Origin of the sequence: Gilliamella sp. wkB18, assembly GCF_001690875.1 — a bacterium.
GTDB classification, from domain to species: Bacteria; Pseudomonadota; Gammaproteobacteria; order Enterobacterales; family Orbaceae; genus Gilliamella; species Gilliamella apicola_A.
The window spans coordinates 1-17,920 of the sequence record NZ_LZHM01000068.1; the positions used below are offsets into that span (position 1 = coordinate 1).

At 34.8% G+C, this 17,920-nt stretch carries 18 protein-coding genes; 6 read left to right on the forward strand and 12 right to left on the reverse strand.

What is annotated here, in order from left to right; genetic code table 11:
• Positions 1–207: 207 nt before the first annotated feature.
• The 5 genes from A9G48_RS06985 (at position 208) to A9G48_RS07005 (ending at position 4,398) form a co-directional block, all read left to right on the forward strand.
• The gene (locus A9G48_RS06985) at positions 208–1,092 is read left to right on the forward strand and encodes a putative type VI secretion system effector (protein ID WP_065576001.1); all 885 of its coding nucleotides are present in this window, start codon (positions 208–210) and stop codon (positions 1,090–1,092) included.
• Between the two features lie 29 nt (positions 1,093–1,121).
• The gene (locus A9G48_RS06990) at positions 1,122–2,006 is read left to right on the forward strand and encodes a putative type VI secretion system effector (RefSeq protein ID WP_065576002.1); all 885 of its coding nucleotides are present in this window, start codon (positions 1,122–1,124) and stop codon (positions 2,004–2,006) included.
• 30 nt (positions 2,007–2,036) lie between these two features.
• On the forward strand, positions 2,037–2,219 hold the full coding sequence (locus A9G48_RS06995) for a hypothetical protein (RefSeq protein WP_065568639.1): 183 nt from the start codon (positions 2,037–2,039) through the stop codon (positions 2,217–2,219).
• Positions 2,220–2,295: 76 nt separating this feature from the next.
• The gene (locus tag A9G48_RS07000) at positions 2,296–3,417 is read left to right on the forward strand and encodes a hypothetical protein (RefSeq protein WP_065576003.1); all 1,122 of its coding nucleotides are present in this window, start codon (positions 2,296–2,298) and stop codon (positions 3,415–3,417) included.
• A 102-nt stretch (positions 3,418–3,519) separates the two neighbouring features.
• A complete protein-coding gene (locus tag A9G48_RS07005; RefSeq protein ID WP_065576004.1) occupies positions 3,520–4,398 on the forward strand; it encodes a DUF6216 family protein in 879 nt (292 codons plus the stop codon).
• Between the two features lie 100 nt (positions 4,399–4,498).
• On the opposite strand, the gene mnmE is transcribed toward A9G48_RS07005, so the two are convergent.
• From mnmE to A9G48_RS07020, 3 genes are all read right to left on the reverse strand, one after another.
• Complete coding sequence (mnmE, locus tag A9G48_RS07010; protein WP_034944163.1) at positions 4,499–5,860, reverse strand: tRNA uridine-5-carboxymethylaminomethyl(34) synthesis GTPase MnmE; 1,362 nt, start codon at positions 5,858–5,860, stop codon at positions 4,499–4,501.
• 109 nt (positions 5,861–5,969) lie between these two features.
• Positions 5,970–6,584: a YdcF family protein gene (locus tag A9G48_RS07015; RefSeq protein ID WP_051825059.1), complete on the reverse strand. Its 615-nt coding sequence runs from the start codon at positions 6,582–6,584 to the stop codon at positions 5,970–5,972.
• A gap of 12 nt (positions 6,585–6,596) precedes the next feature.
• Positions 6,597–7,160: a DNA-3-methyladenine glycosylase I gene (locus A9G48_RS07020; protein WP_065576005.1), complete on the reverse strand. Its 564-nt coding sequence runs from the start codon at positions 7,158–7,160 to the stop codon at positions 6,597–6,599.
• 233 nt (positions 7,161–7,393) lie between these two features.
• Here A9G48_RS07020 and A9G48_RS07025 point away from each other — a divergent pair, with 233 nt between their 5' ends.
• Positions 7,394–8,743: an MFS transporter gene (locus tag A9G48_RS07025; protein WP_034944171.1), complete on the forward strand. Its 1,350-nt coding sequence runs from the start codon at positions 7,394–7,396 to the stop codon at positions 8,741–8,743.
• Between the two features lie 100 nt (positions 8,744–8,843).
• On the opposite strand, the gene gorA is transcribed toward A9G48_RS07025, so the two are convergent.
• The 9 genes from gorA to A9G48_RS07070 all read right to left on the reverse strand — a co-directional run bounded on the left by gorA (position 8,844) and on the right by A9G48_RS07070 (position 17,909).
• The gene (gene gorA / locus A9G48_RS07030) at positions 8,844–10,196 is read right to left on the reverse strand and encodes a glutathione-disulfide reductase (RefSeq protein ID WP_065576006.1); all 1,353 of its coding nucleotides are present in this window, start codon (positions 10,194–10,196) and stop codon (positions 8,844–8,846) included.
• A 287-nt stretch (positions 10,197–10,483) separates the two neighbouring features.
• Complete coding sequence (gene hldE / locus A9G48_RS07035) at positions 10,484–11,908, reverse strand: bifunctional D-glycero-beta-D-manno-heptose-7-phosphate kinase/D-glycero-beta-D-manno-heptose 1-phosphate adenylyltransferase HldE (RefSeq protein ID WP_034944178.1); 1,425 nt, start codon at positions 11,906–11,908, stop codon at positions 10,484–10,486.
• Between the two features lie 46 nt (positions 11,909–11,954).
• On the reverse strand, positions 11,955–12,725 hold the full coding sequence (gene tatC, locus A9G48_RS07040) for a twin-arginine translocase subunit TatC (protein WP_034944181.1): 771 nt from the start codon (positions 12,723–12,725) through the stop codon (positions 11,955–11,957).
• The gene (tatB, locus tag A9G48_RS07045) at positions 12,725–13,063 is read right to left on the reverse strand and encodes a Sec-independent protein translocase protein TatB (protein ID WP_051825061.1); all 339 of its coding nucleotides are present in this window, start codon (positions 13,061–13,063) and stop codon (positions 12,725–12,727) included. The genes tatC and tatB overlap by 1 nt, the downstream gene beginning before the upstream one ends.
• A gap of 3 nt (positions 13,064–13,066) precedes the next feature.
• Entirely contained in the window at positions 13,067–13,282 is a 216-nt protein-coding gene (tatA, locus tag A9G48_RS07050) for a twin-arginine translocase TatA/TatE family subunit (protein WP_442903339.1), read from the reverse strand.
• Between the two features lie 72 nt (positions 13,283–13,354).
• Complete coding sequence (gene ubiB, locus A9G48_RS07055) at positions 13,355–14,896, reverse strand: ubiquinone biosynthesis regulatory protein kinase UbiB (RefSeq protein WP_065568631.1); 1,542 nt, start codon at positions 14,894–14,896, stop codon at positions 13,355–13,357.
• A 14-nt stretch (positions 14,897–14,910) separates the two neighbouring features.
• A complete protein-coding gene (gene ubiE / locus A9G48_RS07060; protein WP_034944185.1) occupies positions 14,911–15,687 on the reverse strand; it encodes a bifunctional demethylmenaquinone methyltransferase/2-methoxy-6-polyprenyl-1,4-benzoquinol methylase UbiE in 777 nt (258 codons plus the stop codon).
• A 61-nt stretch (positions 15,688–15,748) separates the two neighbouring features.
• On the reverse strand, positions 15,749–16,684 hold the full coding sequence (gene nadR, locus A9G48_RS07065) for a multifunctional transcriptional regulator/nicotinamide-nucleotide adenylyltransferase/ribosylnicotinamide kinase NadR (protein ID WP_051825063.1): 936 nt from the start codon (positions 16,682–16,684) through the stop codon (positions 15,749–15,751).
• A gap of 163 nt (positions 16,685–16,847) precedes the next feature.
• Positions 16,848–17,909, reverse strand: coding sequence for a TrmH family RNA methyltransferase (locus tag A9G48_RS07070; protein WP_065576007.1), 1,062 nt, complete (start codon positions 17,907–17,909; stop codon positions 16,848–16,850).
• Between the last annotated feature and the right edge of the window lie 11 nt (positions 17,910–17,920).

Below are 17,920 nucleotides of genomic sequence, written 5' to 3' on the forward strand. Positions count from 1 at the left end.
GCCGAGCAAATCTTTAAAGCTTTAAACTTTAAAAAAATATCAAGGATCGATTTAAGAAAATTTACCAATAGAAAATGTTGGAAATTAAAGTTTCAAGGAAAATATAAGTCAAATAATCAAAAACCTAAGACTAACTATATAAACAAAATATATGATAGTAATCTTTTTTATTATTAAAAAGATTAATAAGGAATACTACGTACAAATATGAGCTTAAAAACCTTTTATAAAATTCAAAATCAAATGGTCGATAAATCATGGCGACGCAACGCCACCCCCCCAGTATTACCCTGCTGGGGCGATGAATTTACCAGTATTCGTGGCACCATAATACGCATTGATTTACAAGAAGAAAAGCGCCAATTTGAGGTCGAATCATATGAAAACGTTAAAGAAAGCGTTGAAAGATTAAATAGAGCAGCAAAAATTGGCGCAATTATTGGCACATTTCGGGGGCAAGTGGGTCTAACTGGTGAGGCTGGAGTTGAACCACTGCCTCGAAAAGCCAACTTTGTAAATGTTCAAATTGGCGATGAAATTTACCGCGGTTGGATTGGCGATTGTCCGTTTCAACCGGGGGATGAAGTGATTGTCGTTGCCGAATGGCAAAACGACCATTACGAACTCTATGCTATTGCCAAACCTGATGAGAAGATGATCAGCGTCTGCCCTAACTGTTTTCGAGGACGTTGGGCTTATTTTATTTTTTGCGCAAAGTGTACCGTTTTGACTTTATCAATAATATTGTTATTTTTTACTTGCCTTGATATCTATTCCTATGGTTTAGATGCGGTATTATCTTTAGATATAAGATTTATTAGGAATTTTCGTACTTTTGGCATTGTTTTTGGCTCTTTTGCTATTATCAGTTTAATTGTTGCTTTAAAAGACAGCTTTAAAACTAAAGTGAAAATAGCCGAACAAATATTTAGGGCTCTAAATTTACAAAGAATATCAAGGATTGATTTAAGGAGATTCACTAATAAAAAAGTTAGAAAGTTAAAACGACAAGGTAAATATACAGAGAATAAGCAAACTCCTAAAATTACCTATAATTCGAGAATTAAGGATAATCACCTTTTTTATTATTAAAAGATTAATAAGGAATACTGCGTACAAATATGAGCCTAAAAACCTTTTATAAAATTCAAAATCAAATGGTCGATAAATCATGGCGACGCAACGCAACGCCACCAGTATTACCCTGCTGGGGCGATGAATTTACCTGTATTGGTGGCACCATAATACGCATTGATTTACAAACACAGCAACAAGCGTTTGAAGTTGAATCCTACCAAAATATGCAAGAATCCATGGAGCGAGTCAATAGAGCAGCGCGAATGGGCGCCATTATTGGTACCTTACGCGGGCAAGTTGGTTTAACAGGTTTGCCAGAAGATGACCCTGTTTTACGTGAGGCTAATTTTGTTAATGTTCAAATTGGCGATGAAATTTACCGTGGTTGGCTTGGTGATTGCCCGTTTCAACCAGGGGATGAAGTGATTGTCGTTGCCGAATGGCAAAACGACCATTACGAACTCTATGCTATTGCCAAACCTGATGAGAGGATCATCAGCGTTTGCCCTAACTGTTTTCGAGGGCGTTGGGCTTATTCTGTATTTTGCCTTAAATGTACTATTATGACTTTGATGATTGCACTGATAGTCGTGACGGGCATATATATATATTATCATGATTTAGATGACGTAGTTACTTTGAGTAATAATTATAAAAACAATATTTCAGCTGCTTCAATTGCTTTTGGTAGTTTTGCTGTTATTGGTTTTATTATTGCATTAAAAGACAGCTTTAAAACTAAAGTGAAAATTGCCGAACAAATCTTTAAAGCTTTAAACTTTAAAAAAATATCAAGGATCGATTTAAGAAAATTTACCAATAGAAAATGTTGGAAATTAAAGTTTCAAGGAAAATATAAGTCAAATAATCAAAAACCTAAAACTAACTATATAAACAAAATATATGATAGTAATCTTTTTTATTATTAAAAAGATTAATAAGGAATACTACGTACAAATATGAGCCTAAAAACCTTTTATAAAATTCAAAATCAAATGGTCGATAAATCATGGCGACGCAACGCAACCCCCCCAGTATTACCCTGCTGGGGCGATGAATTTACCAGTATTGGTGGCACCATAATACGTATTGATTTAAGTTGTTTCACCATAAAAATGTATCTTAGATATATTTTAACGTAATAAGATTATAGTTATAGATAATATACCTATAGCCTTAAGTAATATTAATCATTAATAAATTATAGAGTTAGATAGTATGTCTTGGTCTAAACCTAACGTTAGCAACATTGCAAAACCACCAGCAAAGTTACATTGGAGAACATGGGGAATGTTTATTACCCTGTTATTTTTTATTACGAGTTTTATACTAGCCAGATTGTGGCCAGACAGTAGTTATAGCTCTCAGTGGACTTATTGGGTAGGTTCGACACTGATTACCTTAATTATTGGAGGAATTGCTTTTAGTATTCGAATCTATTTTTATGGGCTTGCCCAAGAAGAATATAATATATGGCAACAAGAACAAAAAAATATCGAACAAAATTGGCAAAAATGGGCGATGCAATCATTGGTTGTTCTTGATAGCTTTTATGTTTTACCTAACCAAGTAACTGCAAACAAAATACTTAATAATGGTTCAAATATAAGTGCTGAAGTAAATAAATCATTAACCTTTAATGATAAATTTGATACAGCACACTCTATCGAAGATTTGTTTGTTTCAATGCGTTCTGTACTAAATAAACTTCCGAAAACAGAATCAATAAATATTACTGTTTATTCATCACAACATGCTGATATTTGTATTGAAAACACAATTAGTCAAGCTTATCAAAAGATCGGAATCAAACAGCGTTATTCGCTATCGCAGAAAATCGAAAATGAAATTGATGTAGAACAGTTAACTAAATGGGTGGATACAACAGAACCTGAGCTTGAATTAATTATTGTCGATAATACTAAGTCACAAAGTTCAAGTTTTTTAACTGCTTTCTTGCTTGTGAAAAAATCACATTACCAAGATATGGGTATTGATATTGCCCTAGTTGAAATTTTAAGACCAATGTTCACAAGCGATCTACAGCTTGCTTTTCAACAAATGGTTGATATGCAACCAGTAATCAAACAAGTAAATCAACTTTGGCTTGCTAATTTAACTAACAAGCAAGAAAAAGAAGTGTTAATCAATTTGTCTAAAAATCACATTGAATTAGAGGATGTTAATAAGTTACAAAGAATTGGGGGCAATCAAGACGAACTTTCATATTGGCTCGCATTAGCATTAGGTTGTGAATCGGTCATTGCTTCCCATAAAAATAATTTAATTACATCTATAACCCAAAATCAATGGCTAAGTTCAGTGATTGCTGTTTTGTGAGTGAATAAGTTTTTTTCAATAAAAAAGCATAGTTATGGAAAAAATAAAATTTTTAATTTATGTAGATAGCAATTTTTTAACAATAAGAATCGGTTTAATAAAGTGACAAAAGAAACAGTTGATAATCAGATTTTAGCTTTAATTCAATTACCTTATTTTGAATATATTCTATACTTTATCGTTGCTGTAATAGCGGTATTTTTTATTTATAAATGGAAGATTTATTTTCTGATAAAAAATAGAATTTTGATGTTTATATTAGGTAAAAAATATTCGGAATTTTCGAATACTAACTTGCAAAGGTTTCATAAAAGGAACATAGATATATTTCACTTTAATACGTTGTATGGCGTATCAGCGACGAGTTATGAACAGATTAAAAAATATCAAAAGTGGTTACATAGAAACGGAGTGGCAGCAAGTCAAATCATTAAAATTAAGCCACATTTCAATATTAAAACCCTTTCCTACCCAAAAATAACGTTATGGAAAATATTTTGTAACTTTATTGTTTTACTCATTTTATTTATTGTATTTCTTATGTGTACTAATTTTTCTTTTACTTCTTCAGCCCTAATCAAAGTAGAAAAAAATGAACCATGGTTTTGGGTATCTAATAATTATGCCAAAAACTCCCAGTATGCATTTATACCTTTTACCAATAGCACATGGTATTTAAATGCTTCAATGTGTAATGAAACCGGCTTTGATGAAAAAAAATGGGCTGAGCACCATAAGGTATCTTTCACAACCACAAAAATAATTTGTGAACACTTTAACTCTGAAGAGTCTCAAAAAAAAATATCAAAAATAGTTAATGAGCAAAAGGCCTTTTTCATTCCAATAACTTTGGGAATATGTTTTACGTTATTTTATGTATTAGTAAGAATATTTAAATTAGCATTAGTTTTTGATATAAGAATGCAGATTAAATGGCATAGAACCAAAAAATGGAAAAGAAGAGGTCGTAAAAAGCCATGATGTATTTTAGGATATTGAGTAAAATATCCCATTTATTCCGCTCTCTTTTGATAAGTTTTAATCAATTATAATTAAAATGCAAAGCTATCAATCATTAACCTTATTTACCAATACAAAACGAACTGAATATACGGCCTAATAAATCATCAGAAGTAAATTCTCCGGTGATTTCACTTAAGGCTTCTTGGGCTAGTCTTAGCTCTTCGGCTAGCAATTCACCTGCGTGAAAGGTAATTAGCTGGTGTTTACCATTGTTTAAGTGTTCAGCGGCTTTTTCAAGTGCTTGAAGGTGGCGGCGACGTGCTAAAAATCCACCTTCTGTGCTACTGGTAAAGCCCATTGTTTGTTTTAGGTGATTGCGTAATAGTGAAACACCTTCCCCCGTTCGAGCTGAAAGCTGAATTAGTGAGTAGCCATTTACTTCACTATACCCTAGCTTTTCACCCGTTAAATCGGCTTTATTACGAATTACGGTTACTGGCATATTTTTAGGTAAGCGTTCAATAAACTCAGGCCATAATTTTTCGGGGTTGGTTTCGGTTGTGGTTGTGCTGTCAACCATAAACAGTACTCTATCGGCTTGTTTAATTTCTTGCCAAGCCCGCTCTATGCCGATTCGTTCCACTTCGTCACTAGCTTCACGTAAACCTGCGGTATCAATAACATGTAGCGGCATGCCGTCAATATGGATATGTTCACGTAGTACATCGCGCGTGGTGCCAGCAATATCAGTCACAATGGCAGCTTCACGTCCAGCTAAGGCATTTAGTAAGCTTGATTTTCCAGCATTAGGACGCCCTGCTATGACTACTTTCATGCCTTCTCGTAACAATGATCCTTGTTTAGCTTCTTGCCGAACTTCGCTTAAGCTAGCAATCACTTCATTAAGTTGTGCTTCGATTTTGCCGTCAGATAGAAAGTCAATTTCTTCTTCAGGAAAGTCGATTGCTGCCTCAGTAAATATGCGTAAATGAATTAAGGATTCAACCAATGCATTCACTTTTTTAGAAAATACACCTTGTAAGGATGATATCGCCGATTTTGCCGCTTGTTCTGAGCTAGCATCAATTAAATCAGCTATGGCTTCGGCTTGAGCTAAATCTAATTTATCGTTTAAAAAGGCTCGCTCTGAAAACTCGCCCGGTTTTGCAATACGAATATTTGGGATCTCAAGTATTCGTTTTAAAAGCAAGTCTAAAATAACTGGACCACCGTGCCCTTGTAATTCAAGTACATCTTCGCCTGTAAAAGAGTGTGGATTAGGAAAAAACAACGCAATACCTTCATCTAAGGTTGTGCCATCTGTAGCTAAAAAAGGAAGATAATGCGCATACCTTGGTTTGGGTATTTGCCCTAATACTGCCTGAGCCACGGCTTGGGCTTTGGGTCCAGAAATGCGCAATATACCTACACCACCACGACCTGGTGGCGTTGCTTGTGCAACAATTGTATCTGATTTCATATTGATCTGTAGCTGATTTAAATTTTAATGGTTAATAATATCATGGAAGCATGGCAAAAACAGCAGTTGTCCTTGGTTTTGCCACTATGCGCTGATAGTTTTAGTTAGTTTATTGAGTTAATAATGAGTTTTCTGGTTTTATGCTATCGCTTGGGTGGTCAAATAACCAAGAATTTGCTAGTGCTAGGGGTTCTCTTATTAATGCGATATATTTATCGCCATTAGTCAAATCTAATGGCGCCGCTAAACCTGATACTTCGTTAATTCCTGAACGTTTAGCAAGCATTAGCGATCGCAATAAATGAAAATCATTGGTTACCACAACCGTTTTGCCTAAGGGTAATATACGATTTGCATAGATAAATTGTTGGGCTGTTCGGGTTGATTTGTCTTCTTGATAAATTCGATTAGCATCGATCCCTTTTTCAATTAAATATTGAGCCATTACACTAGCTTCAGTTGCAGATTCGTCTTTGCCTTGTCCGCCACAAACAACAACGTTGGTTTGTGGGTTATTTTGTAAATAATTTATGGCAATATTTAAACGCTCGGCTAAAGTAGGTGGAGCTATGGCAGGTGTATTAATCACTTGTGATCCCAATACAACTACGGTATCGGCATTTTTTATTGGTTTTTGTAACGAAGAAGTATAAATCGCAATGTTAGCAATAATAAAATAGGCTAATATTAAGGCTATACCATACTTTATTGATTTTACTATCATCCATTTTTTCCTTTATTTTTTATAACAATTTTCAAAATGATCGTTAACTAATCCCATGGACTGCATAAAAGCATAACAGATGGTAGAACCAACAAATGTAAATCCTTTGTTTTTTAGCGCTTTTGACATTTTTTCTGATATATCAGTACTTACTGGTACTTCGCTTTTGTCGTTAAAATGGTTAATAATTGGTTTATTATTAACAAATGACCAAATAAATTGCGAGAAATCTTCACCACTTTTTTGCATCTTTAAATAAGCATGAGCATTTTTTACAATGCTATTTAGCTTTAAACGATGACGAATTAGTCCTTTATTTTTTAAAAGATGTTCAATGTCTTCAGGCGTTAGCTGAATAATCTTTTGTGGGTCGAAATTAAAAAAGCAACGTCGATATTCATCGCGTTTTTTCAAAACAGTGATCCACGATAATCCCGCTTGTTGTCCTTCAAGGCAAATTTTCTCAAATAGCTTAAGGCTATCATATTGAGCGATTCCCCATTCGTTATCGTGATAATCGATGTATATTGGATCGTTCAAGACCCAACTGCAGCGTACTTTTTTATTATTTTTCATCAAATTTTATCCAACCTATTCGTTATTGTTTATGCTTTATTGAGATTTAGATTTTTTAAGCATAAATTGGTTGGATTATAAATCAAATAAGCAGATTTGTTGTATATATTAAATTTTTTTATGATGAAAAAAAGAAGATTGTTTTATGGCAGAATAAATTTCACATTTTTAGCTTAGATCAATAAAAGGTAGATTTTTTATTTTCTATCGTAATTTAATAATAAGGTTTTGTCATGAGTCAGTTTGAAATTAACACGCAATGGCAGCCAAGTGCTCGACCATTAAATCGTCAGGATTTTAAAACGTTAGTTTTATCCTCTTTGGGGGGTACGTTAGAGTTTTATGATTTTGTTATCTACGCTCTTTATATCGATACCATTGTCAAACCTCTATTTTTGCCGCATTTTTTATCACCATTAACGTTAGATTTGTTTGCTTGGGGGATTTTTGCAGCGGGTTATTTGGTTCGTCCTGTTGGCGGCATTATTATGGCGCACTTTGGCGATAAAGTGGGACGTAAGCGAATGTTTACTTTAAGCGTGGCAATGATGGCATTACCAACATTTATTATCGGTGTTTTGCCAACTTATGACATGATTGGCATTTTTGCACCTTTGTTATTATTAGTAATGCGTATGCTTCAAGGTGCCGCAATTGGTGGTGAAATGCCAGGGGCTTGGGTGTTTATTGCTGAGCATGTGCCAAAGCAACGTTATGGTTTAGGTATCGGTACGTTAACTTCAGGTATTACTGGTGGTATTTTGCTTGGTTTTATTGTAACCATTATTATTGATCTTTGTTTTACTACCGAGAATATTTTAGATTACGCTTGGCGTATTCCGTTTATTATTGGTGGCATTTTTGGGGTTATTTCGGTTTATTTACGTCGTTTTTTATCCGAAACTCCTATCTTTAAAGAGTTAGCAGCACGTAAAGCGATCGAGAAAAAGATTCCTGTGGTTACTGTGCTTCAAAAACATAAAACAGCCTGCGTGATTGTGGCGCTTTTGACTTGGTCGTTATCGACCGCCATTATGGTGGGTATTTTAATTACGCCTGGTCGTATTGTAGGCGGTATGTACCATTTTGCTAATCTTGATTGGCGCATTGGTGGCTGTATTGCAGCGTTAACATTAACTATCGGTTGTATTATTTTTGGTTGGTTAGAAGATAAACTAGGTACAAGCAAAACCATGCTGATTAACTGGGGTGGGCTTGCTATTATGAGCATTGTATTTTATAGCTCTTTGTCTCCAAATATGTCTTTAATTAAACTTTATCTGATTTGGGCTGTATTTGGGCTATTTATTGGTTCAGTTGCCATGACAGCAATAGTTGGCACAAGGGCTTTTCCACCTGCAATCCGCTATTCAGGTTTGTCATTTTCGTATAATTTAGCCTATGCGCTATTTAGTGCATTTACACCAACATTAACTATTTATCTATTAAGCCCTGAGCATTTATTAGGTCAATATAGTTATCTTGGTGCTGGTATTTATATCTCGTTTGTGGCGTTAATTGCCGTTGGAGTAGGTTTTTATCCATTAGCTAAAAATGGTTGGCTGGGTGATGTAAATCGTTAATCAGTAAACGGGTTAATAATAACAATATGAATCATAACAGGTTATTAATAAAAAAGCAGGGCCAACGCCCTGCTTTTTTATTATTAGTGCCACAATTTTTTTAACGCATGGTAACAAATTCTTCCGCAGCGGTTGGGTGAATCGCTACCGTATTATCAAAGTCGTTTTTCGTTGCACCCATTTTAAGTGCGACAGCAAAGCCTTGTAACATTTCGTCCATTCCGTAACCAATGCCATGAATACCAACAATTTTTTCATCTTTCCCCACGCATACTAATTTCATTCGACAAGGTTGTCGATGCTGTGTGACTGCGGTGTACATTGCTGTAAATGTTGATTTATACACTTTTACGTTTTCTTCTCCATACTGCTGTATTGCTTCTGGTTCAGTCAGTCCTACTGTTCCAATTGCAGGATGAGTAAATACGACGGTCGGAATATTACTGTAATCTAGATGCTCATTAGGTTTATTGTTAAATAATCTTTCTGATAAGCGACGTCCTGCAGCAACCGCAACAGGTGTTAGCGCTATAGCGCCTGTATCATCACCGACAGAATAGATGCCCGGAACATTGGTGTTTTGGTATTTGTCGACGATGATAAAACCTTTATTATCAACCTCAATTCCCGCTGCCTGTAAATTCATGTCATTTGTTGCTGGATCACGTCCAATCGCCCAAATTAAACAATCAACTGTGTAGCTTTCGCCATTTTCAAGATTTAATGTTAATGAACCATCACTATTTTTAATTACCGATTTTGGAATCGCAAAAGTATGTAGTTGTTGCCCTTCAGTAGCAATAACTTCCATTAAGGTTTCAACAATAAGCGGATCAAAAGATCGTAGTGGTGTAGCATTGCGAACAAATTGATGAGTTTGCGCGCCCAAGGCGTGTAATACGCTTGCTATTTCGCAAGCAATATAACCTGCACCAACAACTGCCACACGTTTTGGTAAGGCTTTTAGAGCAAAAAAGCCATCTGAAGTAATGCCATATTGCGCACCTGGAATATTGGGAATGCTTGGTTTTCCTCCAACAGCAATTAGAATATGATTAGCACTATAGTGTTCGCCATTTACCTCAACGGTGTGAGAATCAACAAATTTTGCATACCCTTGAATGACGTCAACTTTGTTATTAGTAAGTACCCGATCGTAAGATTGATGAATGCGATCAATATAAGCAGTTCGACTAGCAATTAATTTATCCCAATTGAATTGATTAATAGTGGTATCAAAACCGTAATCGGGACCATAATGTTTAATCGCTTCTGCAATTTGAGCACCATACCACATGACTTTTTTGGGCACACAACCAACATTAACACAGGTTCCACCTAATAATTTTGCTTCAATAATGGCACACTTTTTCCCATAAGACGCCGCTCGATTAACTGATGCTATCCCTCCGCTACCGCCGCCAATAGCAATATAATCATAATGTTTAGTCATTAAATATCCTCTGTCATCTTTTCCCTAAACTGTGCACTAGCTTTACACAAAGTAATGCATAAAAAAAGCATTAATTTTAAAATTTTATAATAGATATCAACTATCAATTATCTTAATAATCTATAAAAATTCATTTTATTATTAGGTTAAGTTGAGTGAATACTTTGTTTATGCTTATGTCTATCTTTATCAATTAACACAAAGAAAAACATAAGAAGCTAATTAGTATGATATTGAAAAAATCGGCTACTTAGCTAAGAAGCCGATTAGATTAAGTTAGTTAAGTTTTAGCGGTTTTTGATCGCATTAATAATATTAGTCGTTGAGCAACCATCTTCAAAATTAAGTACTTTAACGCTTCCACCAGCAGCGATAACTTCTTTCCCTCCTGCTATATCTTCTGGTTTATAATCACCACCTTTAACTAAGACATCGGGTAAGATATTAGCAATAAGCCGTTGTGGGGTTTCTTCTTCAAACGGTACAACCCAGTCCACTGAATTTAGTGCACCTAAGACGATCATACGTTGCATTAGTGGGTTAATTGGTCTTGATGCCCCTTTCAATTGTTTAACCGAAGCATCACTATTAACTGCAACAATTAAGCGGTCACCAAGTTTTCTAGCATTAGCAAGGTAAGAAACATGCCCCGCATGCAATATGTCAAAACACCCATTAGTCATGACAATTTTTTCGCCACGCATGCGTGCTTTTTTTACCTCTTCTTTTAGCTCTTCTTCTGTCATTACGCCAAAACCGTCATCAACTCGTGCACGAATAGCATTGCTAAGTTCTACTTGAGAAACGGTTGAAGTTCCTAGTTTTCCAACAACGACACCAGCTGCAGCATTGGCTAAAAAACAGCTCTCTTCTAAAGAGAGACCAGCTGCTAAAGCTGCGGCTAATGTAGCAATTACAGTATCACCAGCACCTGTTACATCAAATACTTCTTTTGCTTGAGTCGGTAAATGATAAATTGGTTTACCTAACTGTAATAAGGTCATGCCTTTTTCGCTACGTGTCACTAATAGGGCTTTTAAATCATATTGCTTGATGAGTTGGTAACCTTTTTCAACAATTTCTTCTTCAGTTTGACAATGCCCAACCACGGCTTCGAATTCTGACATATTAGGTGTTAATAAGGTTGCCCCACGATAACGTTCAAAATCGGTTCCTTTTGGATCAACTAAGATTGGTATATTGGCTTGATTAGCAAGTTTAATCATTGATTGAACCGCAGATAGTGCTCCTTTGGCATAATCCGAAAGTACTAATACTTTATGGGTTGCCAGCGCTGTTTGAATGCGCTCAAGAATTGGGCTTGCATCAACATTGCCAAATCCTTCTTCAAAATCAATACGAATTAATTGTTGATTACGGGATAATACGCGTAATTTAGTAATGGTAGGATGCGTTGAGACAGAGACAAAATCACATTGAACATGGTGTTTACTTAATTGTTCATTAAGAATTTTAGCCGGTTCATCAATACCAGTTAACCCAATTAAACGCACATTACCACAAAGCGAAGTGATATTCATTGCGACATTCGCAGCACCACCTGGTCTTTCTTCTAGCGAATCAATTTTGACAACAGGTACTGGTGCTTCAGGCGATATACGGTTGGTTCCTCCATGCCAATAGCGATCTAACATAATATCGCCTACAACTAATACATTAGCATGGTTAAAATCAGGTAATGATGTGTTCATTATGACTTGTTATCCTTAATTATTCAGTTAATTCATCTTTTATCTGTTAACTATCTTTATCAGATTCATAACTGTCGTCATCTTCTGTATTGTCGTTTTTTCGTGGCTGATAAAAACGGGCAAAAAAAGTGCCAACTTCAAACAGTAAACAGATAGGTACCGCTAATAAGATTTGTGAAAATACGTCTGGTGGTGTGACAAACATAGCTATAGCAAATACCCCAACAATAATATATGGGCGTTTTTTGCGTAAGCTTTTAGGCGTTGTTATGCCTGTCCAACAAAGTAATATAATGGCAACTGGCACTTCGAAAGCAAATCCAAATACAATAAAAAGTGTCATGACAAAATCAAGATATTTGGTGATATCAGTATTAATTGCTACATCAATAGGTGCTGTGTGAATAAAAAAGTAAAAAGCTAGTGGAAATACGACAAAATAAGCAAAAGCAATACCAATGTAAAACAAAATAGTACTCGATATAATCAGTGGCATTACTAAACGTTTTTCGTGTTGATAAAGGGCTGGTGCGATAAACCCCCAAACTTGATACAGTACGTAAGGAATCGAGATAAATATTGCCGCTACAACAGTCAATTTAATGGGTGTAAAAAACGGTGCGGCAATGTCCGTTGCTATCATACTGCTGCCTTGCGGTAATTGGCTAATAAGTGGATTGGCAACAATGCGATAAATATCATTTGAAAAATAAAGTAAGCAAACTAATACCAGTAAAATACAGATAATACAGCGTAATAGTCGTGTTCTAAGTTCAACAAGATGTCCAATTAGAGGTTGAGTTGCGTCGTCTGTCATTATTTATCTTTATCTAAATGAGTGTGAGTATCTATTTGCGTTGCTGAATCGATCTCTTTTTGTAGTGATTCTGTCACACGTTTTAAATCATCAATTGATTCTTGAATTTCTGGGGTTAGCGTTTTTAAACCACTTAGTTCCGCTTTTTTTAGGCTGTCTTGCAATTCTTGCAATTTGAGCTCTTTATTTAACTCTAGTTGTACAGTTGCTGACATACGGCGTAGTACTTTTATCCAACCAGCAACTGTCTTTATGGCAATAGGTAAACGTTCTGGTCCTAATACAACCAGTCCTATAATTAATACTAATAGTAATTGACCAAAACTGATATCAAACACAGGCTACTCTTTTTTAGTGCCATTATCATCATTTGATGAATCTATCTTGTCGATCTTTTGCATAGAATCACTTTCTTTTTTGTCATCGTCATCACTCATTGCTTTTTTAAAACCTTTGATTGACGCCCCAAGATCCGATCCTAATGAGCGTAATTTTTTCGTTCCAAATAACAATACAATAACGGCAATTAATATGAGTAGTTGGGGTAAGCTTGGCATCATGATAATATCTCCAACGTGGGGTAATTGTCCAATTATACACTTAAATTATAAGATTCCCAAATAGCTCATTTAACGGACAATAAGCACTGTTATACATAAAGCTAATATTAACGCCAATAAACCATATAAATTACGTTCATGCTTTTTACTTTGTTGTAATTTTTCATTGATAAGTTTTAATTGATTGTTCATCTGTTTTGTTATTCGTTGGTAATCGTTTATTTTTGCTGGCAGCTCAGGAATAACTGTACGCCATTGTGGTAGTGAATCCCAAGCTTGTTGCAATATTTTTTTTACACTATATTTTTCTTCATACCATTTTTCTAAAAAGGGTTTAGCTGTTTGCCATAAATCAAGCTCTGGATAGAGCTGGCGACCTAATCCTTCAATATAAAATAAGGTTTTTTGTAGTAAAATTAATTGTGGTTGAATTTCCATTTCAAATTTTCTGGCAACTTTAAATAATTGAAGCAATATCTGAGAGAATGAGATTTCAGCTAGTGGTTTTGCAAAAGCTGGCTCACAAACATTACGCATAGCCATTTCAAAGGCGATAGGATCAGTAGAGTCAGACACCCAACCGGATGTAATGTAAGTTTCTGCTATTTTTCGATAATCTCGATTAAAAAATGCTAGAAAGTTTTCCGCCAGATAATGTTGATCATCTTCAGTTAGCTTACCCACAATAGCGCAATCTATACCAATATAACGCGGGTTGTTTGGATCAGTGATATCCACAAAGATATTACCAGGATGCATATCTGCATGAAAAAAGTTATCACGAAATACTTGTGTAAAAAAAGCTTGTACACCACGTTCAGCAAGTAGCTTCATATTGACGTTATTTTGTCTGAGTTGCTCGATATCTGCAATGGGAACGCCTTTTATACGTTCTTCAACAAGGATATTCTTCCGGCAAAAATCTTGATAGACATAAGGAATATATAAAATATCGCTATTAATAAAATTAGCACGTAACTTATCCGTATTATAAGCTTCTTGCAGTAAGTCTAACTCTTTTAGTAGTGTCATTTCATAATCATGCACAATTTCAACTGTATGCAATTTTTCGCCTGATTTTATTCGCTTTGTAAATTGTTTGGCAGCAAAATACATTAAACGAATATCAGCTTGAATAATAGGCAAAATATCAGGCCGTAGTACTTTAATAACTACCTCAGCTTGACTACGTTTTAAGATCGCTGTGTGTACCTGTGCAATGGATGCTGATGCTAAGGGCTTTTGATCAAAATCTGCAAAATAATAGTCAATTGGTTGTCCAAGTGCTTCTTCAATCATTTGTTGAGCTCTTTTACCGTCAAAAGGATCAACTTGATCTTGTAATTTTGCTAAGGCATTTGCTATATCTGTCGGTAAAACATCACGCCGAGTTGAGATCATTTGCCCAAACTTAATCCAGACAGGTCCTAGCTCTTGTAGCGCTTGGCGTAGACGTTCGCCAATGGCTTGCTCTTTTGCTTTAGGTTTAACCCAAAATAAACATAGCAATAAAAAGCGTAACCATTTAGATGAACGATGATTTGGTAACAGTTCGTTTAGTTGATAAGCACGAAATAGTGTTAATATTTTATATAATCGAAAAAATGTCATTATGTCTCATCGCATCAAAATTTAAATCCAGTATGTAACGCTACAATTCCACCTGTCATATTGTGGTATTTCACATTAGCAAATCCGGCTTCTTCCATCATTTTTTTCAATGTATTTTGATCAGGATGCATACGAATGGATTCAGCCAAATAGCGATAACTTTCAGAGTCATTTGCCACAATTTTGCCCATTAATGGTAACATGGTAAATGAATATAAGTCATAAGCTTTATTTAAAATTTGATATTGTGGTTTGGAAAATTCAAGGATTAATAAACGACCGCCAGGCTTTAATACTCGCCACATGGATCGTAATGCTTTTTCTTTGTCAGTGACATTCCGTAAGCCAAATGAGATTGTAATACAATCGAAATAGTTATCCACAAAAGGTAATTCCTCGGCGTTAGCTTGTACATATTCAATATTTTTAAATAAGCCTTTGTCTCGAAGTTTATCTCGCCCTACTTTTAACATCGATTCATTAATATCAGCTAACACAACTAATCCATCATCACCAACCAGCTGCGAGAATTTTGCCGTTAAGTCACCTGTTCCACCAGCCAGATCTAAAACTTTTTGCCCTTTACGTACACTACTGTATTCAATAGTCACTTTTTTCCAAATTCGATGGATACCAAATGACATGAGATCATTCATAACATCATATTTATCGGCAACGGAGTGAAATACTTCAGCAACACGTTTTACTTTTTCTTGTTTTGGGACTTGCGTATAGCCAAAATCAATTTTTTCTTGATTTGTATTATCTTGTTTGTCAGAAGATTGAGACATAAAATTTACCTATCACAAAGATTTAGCCTATTTTAGCATAAGCCATTATAAATGTGATGAACTAAATCAGTAATGTATCAACCATTTTGGTAACAGTTTCAAAATGTTCTAATGCTGACTGTTTAGGATCTAAATCCTTTTCATAAATAACTAAATCAAAATGATAACTCTCTGTTAGGGCTTTTAACACTTCATGCTCTTTTTGAAAAATTTGGCTGTAGTATCGAGCTAGTGTGTCAAAGTCGATTGAAGTAAAAAGTAATTTATTTGCAGTCAATTCAGCATTGTTAATTCGTTCGACATGTAACATAGCAATTTTAATATAGTCAGTTTCATTTAAATAACGTCTATTATGTTGCGTGGAAATTTCTCGCTCAATATAATTAATATAGCCATTGGAAACATATTCAGTATTATAAATATTAGCCAGTTGAATTGGTAAGCCACAAAACCTATTTTGACCAATAATGGCAACTTTTTTAACAAAAAAAGGTTTTGCTGCTTGCGCAATAAAAGACCAATTTTTGTAAGGGTGTTTACGGATTTGTGTTGCACTGATATTCATGAACTTTCGATCCGCATCAATAATTACAGCTGGACAATTAAAATAAACTTCATGATTTTTAGCATCTTGAGGTTCGCTAGTAAAAATAACGTTTGGTTTGATTTTATACTCATCAAGAATTCGGTTGACGCGATCACTCCAATCTTTCCAGCCATTTGGGTAATATTCAATACCTGCTTCATCTAATATATGGATATGGATATTGTGGCGATCTTTAAAGGTTTTTTTTAACCATGAGAACCGATCACTGACTTGTGGTTGTTTTGGTAAATGGCTTTTATCAAAAAGCTGTTTATCTCGTGATTCTTCACAACCAAGAAAGATATGAAGCTCTTCGACCTGACTTATTGCTTTTTCAATCAAGTAAATATGCCCACTGTGTAAAGGATAAAACTTACCAAAAATTAAACCAACTTTATTTTTTGAAACCATGATACTTACCAACACATTTAAAAATTGTGTAACAATGTACAGAATTAAAATGCATTTTCTAACCAATTGATGCTATTTGACATATTTATAATCGAAGCGAGATATTTTTGACCACCTCAGTCTGCGGTGGTCAAAATAAAAATAGAATTTTTTAAGGGTAGGATCACTTTGGTAATGTAGATAATAAAATCCCTGTTGCAACAGATATATTAAGTGCAGGCATATTTTCGTTACCTTTTAGATGTATAACTACATCAGCATTATTTATTAGCTTCATGTTAATTTGCTGAAAAATTACAATAGCTATCTTTTTATTAAATGTAATTTGATGTAATTCACTTGATGCTATTGATTTTAACTGACAAGGCAATAGTGCAACAATTTGATAACCATGTCGTTTAAGCATATCAAGTGAAGCAACAAAATCATCGCTTTTGATTGATTTAATTGCCTCAATGCCTCCTTCTGCTACTCGCATAGCTGCCCCACTTTCGAGCAGGTTTGTTTGACGTAATATGACACCATTAACATTGTAAAATGCAGCACTTCGTATTAATCCTCCTAGATTATGAGGATTATTAATATCATCAATCGCTAAAACACAATCGTCATCTTTATCACTATTACTTTCTAAATAATCCACTAATGTAAGCGAAGCACGTTTTTTAACAATTAAACAAACTCCACCATGATGTTGTGTCTGGGTTATTTTAGAAATTTGTTCATTAGATACAATGTCATAGCCTAAACGTTGTTTAACTAGCCAGTTTATTAGATCCTTAAACTGATAGGTCATTTCTTGCATAATAAACAATTTAACAATGGCTGAGCGTCGATGTTTGAAAACGGCTTTACAACTGTTTTCGCTATAAACCAGTGTTTCTTCTTTACGTTGACGATACCCGTCATAGCCAAAGGTTGGCGTTTGTTCGTTGTCACGCACTTTTTTTTGCCATGGGGAATTATTGTCAATTAATGATCGTGATTGAGTGCGATTAATTTCAACAACAATATTTTGTCTTACAAAACCAGATTTTCCAGCTCTAGGTCTAAAAGTTTCAATACGATCATTTCGTTCTAGTTGAGTATTAGACTGAAATGAATCATCTTTAAATTTTTTATTCCAATTTATTTTTTTCTCTTTTGTTGAACGAGAATATTTTTTTGTTTCGCTTTTTTTAGTATAAAAAACGGTTGGTTTTTTTTGTTCGTTATTGTCGTTCATATTAATCTCAC